The sequence below is a fragment of the Nocardia sp. NPDC052316 genome, from assembly GCF_044547795.1.
Taxonomy (GTDB): domain Bacteria; phylum Actinomycetota; class Actinomycetes; order Mycobacteriales; family Mycobacteriaceae; genus Nocardia.
In genome coordinates this window covers 188,323-200,844 of the sequence record NZ_JBIUBB010000008.1, presented here as the reverse complement: position 1 = coordinate 200,844, position 12,522 = coordinate 188,323, and the positions used below count along the sequence as shown (strand labels likewise).

Below are 12,522 nucleotides of genomic sequence, written 5' to 3'. Positions count from 1 at the left end.
CCAACGGTATTCAGTCGACCGCCAGCGCCGCCACGATCGGCAGCCGTCCCGCCCGCAGTGCGGGCGGGATCGAACCGAGCAGCGCGAGCGCGAGCGCGATGGACCCGTAGACCAGCAGCATCGGGCTCGGCTGGTAGACGACGTCGATGGTGAGCGCGTGCGCCATGGCCAGGGTGGCCAGGTACTGCACGGCGATGCCGACGACGAGACCGAGTGCCGCGCCGATCAATCCGATGCCCGCCGCCTCGGCGAGCACCGAACGCGTCAGAAAGGTGCGGCTGGTGCCCATGGCCCGCAGCACGCCGAGTTCCCTGCGGCGTTCGAGCACCGACAACATCAACGTGTTCAGCAGGGCCACCGTGGCTACCAGCACCACGATCCAGAGGATGGCGTTGCTCATCGCCGAGCCCTGTTCGATGCTGGAGGTGGCCGCGACGACCGTTGCGGCCCCGGTGTCCACGTGCATCTCGGGCGGTACCAGCTGCCGGATCGCTGCCTGCACGGCCGCCGGGTCCGCGCCGGGTGCGATATTCACCGCGATGATCGTTTCGCCGGGTCGCTCGTACCAGGTGCGCAGCAGGTCGAGATCCATCATCACCACGCCGGCGATCGCCGAGAAGTACGGAATCACTTGCAGCACAGTCACGGTGCGCGGGCCCGTAGGGGTAGGCAGCGTCAGCTGGGCGCCGACGCCGACGCCGAGCGACTTCGCCACGTCCCGCGAGATCACCACGCCCGCACCGGCGGACAGCCCAGCGGCGGCCGCGTCCTCCAGCATCCGCATCCTGGTCTGCCGTGCGTTGGGCGGGAAACCCTGCACCATCACCCGTCCGCTGCCGAGGGTGGCGAAAGCCATTTGGGCCGGGCTGATCTCGGCAACGCCGGGAACCGCCGCGATCCGGTCGGCCAGTCCGGCGGGCAGCAGCGGGCCGGTCGGGAACTGTGCCATCGACGCGGGGCTGACGTACAGATCGGTCCTGGCCAGGTCGTCGAATGTGGCGGTGGCCGAATCCACCATGTTCTTCGACGCCCCGCTCATCGCGACGGTCGCCGCGACACCGATCATGACGGTCATCGCCGTCGCCCACACCCGGCGTGGTGCGCGTTCCAGCGTGGTCGCGCCGAGCGCACCGGGTGCGCCGAACACGCGCGCGATGGCCGCCGCAGCGCGGACGAGCGGACCGGTCGCGGCGAAACAGAGCGCGATGGCCGCGACGAACGCGGTCGAGATGGCGCCCAACGAGTAGCGGCCGAGGTCCACCGCGGCGATCGTGACCGCCAGCGCGGCGAGCCCGAGACCCGCGACGATCGCGGCCCAGCGCAACAACGGGCTGGTCGCATCCGCACTGTTCACACCGACCGGGACCAACGCCTCGATGGGCTCGACCTTGTACACCGCGCGGGCGGCCAACCCGGCGGCGGACACGCTGGCGACCACGCAGGCGACAATGGCGACCGGGATCGCGTAGCCGGGCACCAGATACTCGGTGCGCGCCTCCACCGACGACAGGATGGCGGCCGGCAGCTGGTCGATCGCGAGGCGCCCCATGAAGATGCCGAGCACCGCGCCGACGGCGCCGCCGAGCAGGCCGAGCAGCGCGGCCTCCGCGAGCAGATCCCGCACCATCGGCCCGCGCTTGCCGCCGATGGCCCGCAACAGCGAGAGCATCGGTCGGCGCTGGGCGATCGCCATGCTCATGGCGTTGTAGATGAGGAAGGCCGAAACGATCAGCGCCGCAGCCGAAGCCATCATGGTGGAGTACCGCACCAGCTGGACCGCACTGCCTGCCTGGGCGGTGCGCAGGCTCGGGTCGGCGACGACCGCGCGACCATCGACGGCCTCGGTGAGTCGGGCGCGTAAGGCCTCGACCGAAACACCCGGCGCGGCAATGACCTGAATGGAATCCAATCGGCCGATCCGTCCGGTCACCCGCTGCGCGAGCCCGAGCGGAGCGGCGACGATATGGCCGCCGTTGAGCTGTTTCGACGTCTCCTCGTCGAGAACGCCTGCGACGGTGACGGTTCCGGAGCCAAGGGCGAACCGGGCACCCTCCGCATGTCCCATGGCGGCACCGACCAGGACGCCGTTGGGCACGGTGAGCAGCTTGCCGACCTGCGCGGTCATCGGCGCGGCCAGTTCGCCACCCAGCGCGCCGATGTGCTGGTCGGCCCCGATCAGCAGCGCCCGGTCCGCGCCCGCGCCGATCTGCGCGCGCACCATCGGCACCGCCTTGTCCACGCCGGGCGTGCCCGCAACGCGTTGCAGCAGTTGCTGATCGAAGCCCGCGTCGGTGACGCCGGTGACCTCGAGCGCGGCCCGGCCGCCGAGGCTGTGTGTGAGCCGGTCCACCGACCCGGTGACCGAGCCGGAGATGCTCAGCACCGCGACGAGCAGCCCCGCCGATACCCCCATCACCAGCAGGGAAAGAACGGTACGCCCGCGATGGGCGAGGAGTTCCCCGATATTGAACAGCCGCAAGCGATCCCAAGCGGCGCCGATCATGCGCTGACCGACCGCTCGGCGGCGTCGTTGGATCCGATCCGGCCGTCGCGCAACGTGATCACCCGGTCGCAGTAGTTCACCGCGCCCATATCGTGGGTCACCATCACCACCGAATTACCCGATCCGGCGATCTCCCCGAGCAGCTCCAGGATCGATGCGCCGGTCTTGGAATCCAGGTTGCCGGTGGGCTCGTCGGCCAGGATCAACGGCGGATCCATGATCATCGCCCGGGCCACCGCGACCCGCTGCATCTGACCGCCGGACAGCTCGGCAGGCCGATGACTCGCCCGATCGCCGAGCCCGACGCGATCGAGCAGCTCCATCGCGCGCGGCTTGGCCTTGCGTAACCCGGTGCCGTCCAGCAGCTTCGGGACCGCGACGTTCTCCCACGCGGACAGCGTCGGCAACAGGTTGAAGAACTGGAAGATGAAACCGACCCGATGGCGCCGGAACTCGGACTGACGCTCGTCGTCCATCCCGCCGATCTCGGTGCCCTGGAACAGGATCGAGCCCGCGTCCGGCGTGTCCAGCGCGCCGAGCAGATGCAGCAGCGTGCTCTTGCCGGACCCGGACGGCCCGACGATCGAGGTGAACTCGCCCGGCTCGATGCGCAGATCGATCCCGTCCAGCGCGCGGACCGTCTGGCCGCCGACCCGGTATTCCTTGGTCACCTCGGACAATTCGAGCATGGCCGGATCCGGCATCGCTGCCCCCACTCTGTTCGGTCGGTCAGTTTCTCGCCGCGCCTCACCTTACGGACGAGCCGGTCGGCCTGTCTTCGTGCTGTGGACCCGAATCGTTCTCCGCCCACGGTAGGAGAAGCGACCCGCTCCAGGAACGATGTACGGGCCACGACTGGGCGGTTAGCCTTGCCGCATGGGTCTGATCGGCGTCTCCGCCCCGGCCGGCGAGCCGAGGCTGGTGACCCGCGTGGTCCGGCGCGTGGTCGTCGGTCTGCGCCGCTGCGGGGAACGGATCGCCGAGTTCGCCAGACAACCGGTGGCCGCGTTCCAGCGCCGGGTCGAGGAACTGCCCTTCGACTATCCGCCGTCGGTGATCATCGTGGTCGATCTGACGTTGGTCATCGTCGCCATCGGCGCGGCGATCCAGCGGCACAGCTACTTTCCGACAGCCCTCCCGATCCTGGCCGTGCTGCTGGCCTCCGCGTTCGGTCCGATGTACGCCTTCCTCGGGGTGATGCCACGGCCGGTGACGCTCGGGCTGTTCGCGATGGCGGCCGAGGCGCTGTTCCTGGTCCAGCCGGTGTGGCCGGATCTCGCGCCGTTCGTGCTCGTCGCCGCGGCGGGTGAGGTGTCGGCGATCGCCACCAAGCGGATCAGCGTGCCGGTGGCCGCCGCGATGATGATCGAGCTGGTCCTGTTCGACATCTACGGGAATCTGTCGGAGGGCTTGCCGACCTATCTCGTCACCGTCGCGTTCGGGTGGATGGTCGGTTTGCTGCTGCAATATCAGCGGCGCTTCCTCTATCAGGAGCGCGGCTACCAAGACATCCGCACCGCCCAGGCCGCCGACGAGGAGCGCCGCCGGATCGCCCGCGAGGTGCACGACGTGATCGCGCACTCGCTGAGCGTCACGCTGCTGCATCTCACCGCGGCGCGGCACGCGCTGCAGACCGACCGCGAGGTCGATGAGGCGGTGGAGTCGCTCACCGAGGCCGAGCAACTCGGCCGCCAGGCGATGGCCGATATCCGGCGCACCGTCGGGCTGCTCGACGCGCGACCGTCGAAACACGCGCCGGAACCGGGCGTGGAGGACATCGCGGCGTTGGTCGGCGGCTTTGTCCGGGCCGGGCTGGAGGTGCGCTACGTGTGCGCCGAGGACCTGCGCGCGGTCTCGCCCGCGGTCGGGCTCGCGCTGTATCGGATCGGGCAGGAGTCGCTGGCCAATGTCGCAAAGCACGCGCCGGGCGGGTCCGCGCTGATGCAGGTGACTGTGGACGCGGCCGCGGTGACACTGACGGTGCACAACACGCTGCCCGCCGGCCTGCCCGCGCAACCGGGCACCGGGATGGGCCTGTCCGGGATGGTGCAGCGGGCCGAACTGCTCGGCGGCCGCATCAGCGCAGGCCCGGACGGCGGCGGCTGGTCGGTCCGCGCATCCATCCCGCTGGCTCCGGTCCGCGGTGCGTGTGTCCTGTCGGGCCTTCCGCTCGGTGGCGCGGCGGAAAGCCGGGAGGCGGGATGACGACCGTTCACCCTTCGCAGACGGGGTGCGCTCCCCGCGACGCACGGGAGGCTCTGTGACAGCCGCATCACCCGCGGGCGCCGAGGACGCGGTGACCGTCCTGGTAGTGGACGACCAGGAGCTGGTTCGCGGCGGGCTGCGCCGCATCCTGCGCCGCCGGGACGGATTCATCGTCAACGAGTGCGCCGACGGCGACGAGGTGCTCGCCGCGGTCGCGGCCGCGCGACCCGACGTGGTGCTGATGGACCTGCGGATGAAACGCGTCGGCGGCATCGACGCCACCCGCCTGCTTCGCTCGCGCGACGGCGCACCGCCGGTGCTGGTGCTGACCACCTTCGACGACGATCAGCTGCTGTCCGGTGCGCTGCGCGCGGGCGCGGCCGGGTTCATTCTCAAGGATTCGCCCGCCGAGGACCTGATTCGCGCGGTGCGGATGGTCGCAGGCGGTGGCGCCTGGCTGGACCCGTCGGTCACCGAACGGGTGCTGTCGGCGTATCGCACCGTGCGGCCGAGCGCGACACGCACGAGCGCCAGGTTGTCCGATCTCACAGCACGCGAGTACGAGGTGCTCGAACTGATCGGGCGCGGGCGGGTGAACGCGGAGATCGCTCGCGAACTGGGTATCTCGGAAGTGACCGTGAAAAGCCATGTCGGACACATATTCGGCAAGCTCGAGCTGCGGGATCGGGCCGCCGCGATCGTCTTTGCGTTTGACCACGGGGTGGTGACACCCGGAGAATCCACTCTTTGACGGGCCGGTGTTGCGAGAGTTATGCGTGCACATCCGGCCCGGGATGTGGAGGATTGACGGGGTGGAGGCACCTGGGCCCAGAACCGGTACACGGTTCGGGCCGTACGATTTGCGGTCACTGCTGGGCAAGGGGGGCATGGGCGAGGTCTACGAGGCCTATGACACGGTGAAAGACCGAGTGGTGGCGGTCAAGCTGCTGCACGAGGAACTCGCCGGTGACCCCGCGTACCAGGTGCGGTTCCGGCGTGAATCACAGGCGGCCGCGCGGGTCACCGAGCCACACATCGTGCCCATCCACGACTGGGGCGTCATCGACGGCGTGCTGTTCATCGACATGCAGTTGGTGCCCGGCGTCGATCTGCGCACCCTGCTGCGCAAGGAAGGACCGCTGAGTCCGGCTCGCGCGGTGGGCATCGTCGAACAGATCGCCTCGGCGCTGGACGCCGCGCACGCGGGCGGACTGGTGCACCGCGACGTCAAACCCGCCAACATCCTGGTCACCGCGGCCGATCACGCCTACCTCGCCGACTTCGGCATCGCGCACACCGAGGGCGACAGCGCCGTCACGATGGTCGGCATGGCCGTCGGCTCCTACATCTACATGGCGCCGGAACGATTCGACGTCGGTCAGGTGACCGGCCGGGCCGACGTCTATTCGCTGTCCTGCGTGCTGCACGAGTGCCTGACGGGGGCTTCGCCTTTCCCGGCCGCCAGCATGAACGTGCTGATCCGGTCGCATCTCTCCGAGACGCCGCCGCGGCCGAGCTCCCAGCAGGCGGGCATCCCGGCCGGACTCGACGCGGTGATCAGCCGCGGCATGGCCAAGGATCCGGCCGATCGATGGCCGACCGCTTCCGCCATGGCCTTGGCGGCGCGGGCCGCGCTCAGCACCGCACCCTCGACCGGCCTGCCGCAGGCGAGCGCGCCGTCGACGGGCGCGAATTCGGCGGGCGCGCCGAAGGTGTCGCCGCCGGTCGGGGCGCCCAACGTGCCGCCGCCGACCGGTCCGATGCTGGTGGTTCGCGCGCCCGGCGCGGGCGGGGTGCCGCCGGAGTCGACGGGGGAGATCTCCGCCGTGATCCTGCCCAGCGCGCCGACCGTGGTGCGGCCGACCGAAATCCAGTTCACCACACTCTCGTCAGCGCAGGAACTCGTGCCGCCGCTCGGGCCGACGCCGCGGTGGACACCCGATCAGGGGCTGCCGCCGGTGCGGCCGTTCCCGGACGCGCATCTGTACTCGGAGGAGTCCGGGGGACAGGCGTATTCGGAGCATGGTGGGGGACCGCCGTATCCGGATCAGCCCGAACAGCCGTATCCGGGGCAGGGCGAGGGACCGTATCAGGGGCAAGCCGGGGGACCGGCGTACTCGGAGCCGCCCGGTGGGCCGCAGTACTCGGATCAACCTGGGGGACAGCCGTACTCGGCACAGTCCGGGCAGAATCATTCGGAGTCACTCGGCGCAGAGCCGTATTCGGGTCGGCCCGGCGGGTCGCCGTATTCGGATCCGGCCGAGGGGCAGAGGTACTCAGCCGAGCCCGGCCGGCCACCGTATTCGGATCAGCCCGAGGGGCCGTCGTACTCGGATCGACCCGAGGGTCCGCCATACTCGGATCAGCCGGGCGACCGGCCTTTCTCGGCTCCTTCCGAGGAGCCCGGGTACGCGGGTCAGCAGGAGCGGCGGCCGTATTCGGAGCAGCCCGGCGAGCCGTACTCGGATCGACCTGGCGGACAAGCATATTCGGATCACTCTGCCGGGCCCGCGTACGCGGATAAGTTCGATGGACCGCAGTACCCGCATCGCGCCGATGACGGGCCGCATACGGAACAGCCCGGCGATCAGCCGTATGCGCATCGCCAGGGACAGCCGTATCCGGGGCACCCAGGCGCGCAGGCCTATTCGGCCGAGCCCGGCCAGCCCTATGCGGAACACCCTGGTGCGCAGGCGTATTCGGAGGACCAGCCCTTCGTGGGTGGTCAAGCCTACTCGGCTGCCCAGCAATACGAGACGACGCGCTTCCCTGATGAACCCGGCTTCGGGCGACCTCCGGGCGCCGACCGATATCCCTCCGATCACCAGCCCACCGAGGTCTATGCGGCACCGGGCGGGTACACGCCGCCGGAAGCCTATTCCGCACCGGACGATTACTACGACCCCGCCAGGTTTTCCGAGCACGGCGGTCACGCGCGCGCCGACTATCCGCCGCAGAGCAACTACGCGAGCCGCGGCGAGTACCCGGATCAGGGCTACGCACCGGAATACGACGACTACGACCCCGAGGAGGAGCCCTACTCGACCGGCAAGCGCCGATCAGTCGTGCTGCCCATCCTGATCGGGGTGGTGATGATCGTCGTGGTTGCGGTTGTCGGCGCGGTGGGCTGGCAGGTGTTCACCGCCAACAATGTGGCGACACCGCCTGACCAGCAGGCTGGCGCTCCGGTCCCGACGGCAAGCCCGCAACCACAAGCGCCGGTCAGTCCGTCGGCACCGCCGGTCACCTCGTCCACCCCGGCCAAGACGACCACCGCGGTACCCCTGCCCGCCGGTGCCAAGCCGTGCACCCAAGGTGATTCGGGCTCGGGCGCGTTCACCAAGTCCGCCACCGGGTCCGCCGCGACGACGTGCGCGTTCGCCGAGGAAGTCCGGCGGGCGTATGCCCAGGCAGGCCCGGGGAGCACCGCCTCGCGGAACGCACCGCGCACCGTGGTGGCGACCAGCCCGGTGACCGGCCGGACCTACACGATGAATTGCCTCAGCGAAGGCCAGCTCGTCACGTGCAGTGGCGGCGAAAATGCGGTGGTGTATGTCTATTGATCGATCCCGCGCGGCTCGTACTCGAAAAGCATTGAGCTGTGCGGCATTAGCCGTGTTCCTGGTGGCCGGATGCGGATCGGGCACCGACCGTTCGGACGCGGACGAGACCAGCATTACCGCGGCCGCGTCGCACGCGGACCAAAAGGGCCTGTCCATCACCGTTCCCGGCACCCTGGCCGCGAGCGTCGCGGAACTACAGGCCGGGGTGCGCGGACGACTCGGCTTGGCGATCATGCCGGTCGGCGGCGACCAAGTGGTCAGCTTCGGCGACTGGACCACCGGCCCCGCCTGGTCGACCATGAAGGTGCCGTTGACCATTGCCGCGCTGCGGCGCAACCCGGGTAACGCCACCTACGCCGTGTCGGCCGCCATCACCGCCTCCGACAACGCCGCCGCCGACACGCTGTGGCAATCGCTCGGCTCGAATCAGGAAGCGGCACAGGCGGTGCAGTCGGTGCTGCGCGAGGGCGGCGACACCAAGACCACCGTGCCGGCCACCCGGGCCAGGTCCGAGCATTCGGCCTTCGGTCAGGCGGAGTGGTCACTGGCCGAACAGGTTCGGTTCGCCTCGCGGCTGCCCTGCCTGCCGCAGTCGGCGACCGTGATCAATCTGATGGAGCAGGTCCAATCGGCCCAGCGCTGGGGTCTCGGCGCGTTCAGCGGCGCCGAGTTCAAGGGTGGCTGGGGTCCGGACGCCTCGGGCGCGTACCTGGTGCGGCAGTTCGGCTTGATCTCGACGCCGTCGGGGCAGATCGCGATCGCGTTCGCGGCACAGCCGGATTCGGGTGCGTTCTCCGACGGGATGACGATGCTGGACAAGCTGTCCACCGTGATCTCCCAGCACTTGGACGAGCTGTCCGGCGGTCGATGTCCTGCCTGATCAGCCGAGCTCGACCGGGTAACGGCAACCCCGGAAAATCCCGACGTATCGGATGTAGGCCGCCGGCCTGCGGTGCGCCGGGCGCGCATGTGAGGTGGAGGTGACGGGTGGACGGACCGCGGGCCAGAATCGGGACTCGATTCGGTCCTTACGAGCTGCGCTCGCTGCTTGGCCGCGGGGGCATGGGCGAGGTGTACGAGGCCTACGACACGGTGAAGGACCGGGTCGTCGCGGTCAAGCTGTTGCCGACCGAGCTCGCGCAAGATCCGATGTTCCAGCAGCGGTTCCGCCGGGAATCGCAGGCGGCCGCGCGGGTGGCCGAGCCGCACGTCATCCCGATCCACGACTGGGGCGAGATCGACGGCGTGCTCTACATCGACATGCGGCTGGTGCGCGGCCATGATCTGCGCTCGGTGCTGCGCGGTGAAGGACCGCTGACGCCGGCACGCGCGATCAACATCATCGAGCAGATCGCCGCCGCGCTGGACGCCGCGCACGCGGAGGGGCTGGTGCACCGGGATGTCAAGCCGGCCAACATTCTCGTCACCGCCTCGGACTTCGCCTATCTGGCCGATTTCGGCATCGCCAGGTCCGCCAACGACCCCAACATGACCGGCACCGGCGAGGCCGCGGTCGGTTCCTACAGCTACATCTCGCCGGAACGCTTCGAGAACGGTCCGGTCACCGGCACCGCCGACGTCTACTCGCTGGCCTGCGTGCTCTACGAATGCCTCACCGGCACAACACCGTTCCGGGCCGAGGCGATGAGTGTGCTGATCCACTCACATCTCTCGATGCCGCCGCCGCGTCCGAGTGCGGTCCGGGCGGGGGTGCCCGCCGCCTTGGACGAGGTGATCGCGCGGGGGATGGCCAAGCGGCCGACGGACCGGTACTCGACCGCGGGCGGGCTGGCGTCGGCGGCGAAGTCGGCGCTCACCGGACGGCCGGTCGTCGCGGTCACCGAGTTGCCGACCGACCAGATGGGCGCCGTATTGCCGAAAGCGCCTCCCACCGTGGTGTTTCCGAACGTCGGCCCCGAACAGCGGAGTGCGAACGCCGTGCCGACGGACGCGATCGCGCGGCCGCCGGTCAACGGCCGACTCGGTGCCGACCGGATCATCCGGCCTGCACCGAACCCGGGGCAGGGCCCGCGCGGCGAAGTCGTGCTGCGCGAACCACATCGAGTCCTTCCGCCGAGCACCGACGTGGATACCGGCCCGAAACCCGTGGTGGCCCCGGCGAAAGCCGCGCCGCCGCGCAAGCGCCGGTCACGGCGTCGATGGCTGCCGGTGGTCGGCGCGCTCCTCGTCGTGCTCGCGCTGGCCGGTGTCGTCGGCTGGCTGGGTCGAGGTTCCTTCGGTTTCGGCCCCGCGTCCGTGACGCTCGCTCCGGTTCCGGCCACCGCGCGGGGCTGCGAGACGAAATACCCGCCGGCCGGCCGTTTCCTCTACTCGGCGATCGGCACCGAGGTCACCTCGTGCGAGTTCGCCGAGGAGCTCCGCAAGGCCTACGGCGAGGGATCCGATGCCGCGGGCACCCGCCAGGTGACCGCGTTCAGCCCGCCCCGGCAGCAGCACTTCACCATGGAATGCGTCACCCGCGACGGCCTGGTCACCTGCACCGGCGGGGAAAACGCGATCGTCTACATCTACTGAGTTTCGCGAAAGAGGTTGGCCCACTGTCCTGGAATGATCACCGTTATCCGACCAACCCGGGGGTCGGCCTGCCGAACCGGGCCGGGCGGGGCAAGATAGCGGCCATGCGCATCGGAGTCTTGACCGGAGGCGGAGACTGCCCCGGACTGAACGCGGTCATCCGTGCTGTCGTTCGCACCGCGAACGGACGTTACGGAGACGCGATCGTCGGGTTCGAGGATGGCTGGCGCGGTCTATTGGAGGATCGCAAGATCCAGATCCACAATGACGACCGCACCGACCGGCTGCTCACCAAGGGCGGCACCATCCTCGGCACCGCCCGCACCAATCCCGACGTGCTGCGCGCCGGGCTCGGCCGGATCAAACGGACCCTGGACGACAACGGCATCGACGCGCTCATCCCGATCGGCGGCGAGGGCACGCTCACCGCGGCCAGCTGGCTGGCCGACGAAGGGGTGCCGGTCGTCGGCGTCCCGAAGACCATCGACAACGACATCGACTGCACCGACGTCACCTTCGGCCACGACACCGCGCTGAGCATCGCCAGCGAGGCGATCGACCGGCTGCACACCACCGCGGAGTCGCACCAGCGCGTGATGCTGGTCGAGGTAATGGGGCGGCACGCGGGCTGGATCGCGGTCAACGCGGGCATGGCGGCGGGCGCACACCTGACCCTGGTGCCCGAGGTGCCCTTCGACGTGGACGAGGTGTGCGCCATGATCAAGCGCCGCTTCCAGCGCGGTGACAAGCACTTCATCTGCGTCGTCGCCGAAGGCTCGCACCCCGCCGAGGAGTCCGGTTTCGCCTTGCGGGCGGGCGGTATCGACGAATTCGGGCACGAACGGTTCACCGGTGTCGCTCAGCAGCTCGGCGCGGAGATCGAACGCCGCATCGGCAAGGAGGTCCGCACCACGGTGCTCGGCCACGTGCAGCGCGGCGGCAGCCCCACCCCGTACGACCGGGTGCTGGCCACGCGATTCGGCCTGCACGCCGCCGAGGCCGTGCACGCCGGGCAGTTCGGGCAGATGGTGGCGTTGCACGGCAGCACCATCGAGCTCGTGCCGCTGGCCGAGGCCACCAAGCAGCTCAAGCGGGTGCCGGACGAGCGTTATCGCGAGGCCGAAGCGTTCTTCGGCTGACCCGAATTCGCCGGGCGCACAGCCGATCAGCGGATGCTCGGCGGTGCGGTAGCGGCCGCCGGGTTACGCTGGCGGGCATGGCCGACTTACACGTGAACGACCTGCCGGACGCCGACGTCGCCGTGCTGCGGCGTCGGGCCGACGCCGCCGGACTGCCGCTGCTGGGTTATGTGCGCGAGGAGCTCATCGCGCTGGCCCGCAAGCGCATCGCGGACGACACGGTCGTGGAGTTCCTGGAGTCCGAAGGCCGCGAGCTCATTCCGGAGATCGATGCGGCCGCCGTCGCCCTCATCGACGTCTACGACCTGCCCGCCGATGCCCTCGGCATCTTCGGTCGCCGCGCCTACGCCACCGGCCTGCCCCTCAGCGACTACGTCCGCCAGTCGCTGATCACGTCCGCGCGCCGGAGCACCTTCGACGACGTCATGCTCGAGTTCCGCGAAGCCCAGGATCGCGACCCGAGCCTGAACCTGGACATGGACGCCGTCGCCGCCTCGGTCCGCTACGCGCGCGGGGAGTGACGCGTTCCGAACGGTCGACGCCGTACGGACCCGATAGGTAGACTCCGCCCCCGACG

The 12,522-nt window shown here is 69.8% G+C and carries 9 protein-coding genes; 7 read left to right on the top strand and 2 right to left on the bottom strand.

All coding sequences use genetic code 11. The features are described from left to right. Window positions 1-10: 10 nt before the first annotated feature. Both ACIHA7_RS35545 and ACIHA7_RS35540 read right to left on the bottom strand, forming a co-directional pair. Window positions 11-2,503 carry an FtsX-like permease family protein gene (locus ACIHA7_RS35545; RefSeq protein WP_397295811.1) on the bottom strand — a complete coding sequence of 831 codons (2,493 nt, stop codon included), beginning with the start codon at window positions 2,501-2,503 and terminating at the stop codon, window positions 11-13. Then, window positions 2,500-3,207, bottom strand: coding sequence for an ABC transporter ATP-binding protein (locus ACIHA7_RS35540; RefSeq protein ID WP_397295809.1), 708 nt, complete (start codon window positions 3,205-3,207; stop codon window positions 2,500-2,502). The genes ACIHA7_RS35545 and ACIHA7_RS35540 overlap by 4 nt, the downstream gene beginning before the upstream one ends. A gap of 172 nt (window positions 3,208-3,379) precedes the next feature. Here ACIHA7_RS35540 and ACIHA7_RS35535 point away from each other — a divergent pair, with 172 nt between their 5' ends. The 7 genes from ACIHA7_RS35535 to ACIHA7_RS35505 all read left to right on the top strand — a co-directional run bounded on the left by ACIHA7_RS35535 (window position 3,380) and on the right by ACIHA7_RS35505 (window position 12,466). After that, entirely contained in the window at window positions 3,380-4,708 is a 1,329-nt protein-coding gene (locus ACIHA7_RS35535; RefSeq protein WP_397295808.1) for a sensor histidine kinase, read from the top strand. A gap of 55 nt (window positions 4,709-4,763) precedes the next feature. Continuing rightward, window positions 4,764-5,459 (top strand): response regulator, encoded by a 696-nt coding sequence (locus tag ACIHA7_RS35530; protein ID WP_397295807.1) that lies wholly within the window; start codon window positions 4,764-4,766, stop codon window positions 5,457-5,459. Between the two features lie 43 nt (window positions 5,460-5,502). After that, window positions 5,503-8,271 (top strand): protein kinase, encoded by a 2,769-nt coding sequence (locus ACIHA7_RS35525; RefSeq protein WP_397295805.1) that lies wholly within the window; start codon window positions 5,503-5,505, stop codon window positions 8,269-8,271. Beyond that, the gene (locus ACIHA7_RS35520; protein ID WP_397295803.1) at window positions 8,261-9,151 is read left to right on the top strand and encodes a hypothetical protein; all 891 of its coding nucleotides are present in this window, start codon (window positions 8,261-8,263) and stop codon (window positions 9,149-9,151) included. Before ACIHA7_RS35525 ends, ACIHA7_RS35520 begins: the two co-directional genes overlap by 11 nt. Window positions 9,152-9,258: 107 nt before the next feature. Further along, complete coding sequence (locus ACIHA7_RS35515; protein ID WP_397295802.1) at window positions 9,259-10,806, top strand: protein kinase; 1,548 nt, start codon at window positions 9,259-9,261, stop codon at window positions 10,804-10,806. 104 nt (window positions 10,807-10,910) lie between these two features. After that, window positions 10,911-11,945: an ATP-dependent 6-phosphofructokinase gene (locus ACIHA7_RS35510; RefSeq protein WP_397295800.1), complete on the top strand. Its 1,035-nt coding sequence runs from the start codon at window positions 10,911-10,913 to the stop codon at window positions 11,943-11,945. Window positions 11,946-12,022: 77 nt separating this feature from the next. After that, window positions 12,023-12,466 carry a hypothetical protein gene (locus ACIHA7_RS35505; RefSeq protein WP_397295799.1) on the top strand — a complete coding sequence of 148 codons (444 nt, stop codon included), beginning with the start codon at window positions 12,023-12,025 and terminating at the stop codon, window positions 12,464-12,466. Window positions 12,467-12,522: the final 56 nt, after the last annotated feature.

Bases quoted from the DNA above. Each gene is read 5' to 3' on its own strand.
- ACIHA7_RS35545 (WP_397295811.1), bottom strand. From the start codon at position 2,503: ATGATCGGCGCCGCTTGGGATCGCTTGCGGCTGTTCAATATCGGGGAA.
- ACIHA7_RS35540 (WP_397295809.1), bottom strand. From the start codon at position 3,207: ATGCCGGATCCGGCCATGCTCGAATTGTCCGAGGTGACCAAGGAATAC.
- ACIHA7_RS35535 (WP_397295808.1), top strand. From the start codon at position 3,380: ATGGGTCTGATCGGCGTCTCCGCCCCGGCCGGCGAGCCGAGGCTGGTG.
- ACIHA7_RS35525 (WP_397295805.1), top strand. From the start codon at position 5,503: ATGTGGAGGATTGACGGGGTGGAGGCACCTGGGCCCAGAACCGGTACA.
- ACIHA7_RS35520 (WP_397295803.1), top strand. From the start codon at position 8,261: ATGTCTATTGATCGATCCCGCGCGGCTCGTACTCGAAAAGCATTGAGC.
- ACIHA7_RS35510 (WP_397295800.1), top strand. From the start codon at position 10,911: ATGCGCATCGGAGTCTTGACCGGAGGCGGAGACTGCCCCGGACTGAAC.
- ACIHA7_RS35505 (WP_397295799.1), top strand. From the start codon at position 12,023: ATGGCCGACTTACACGTGAACGACCTGCCGGACGCCGACGTCGCCGTG.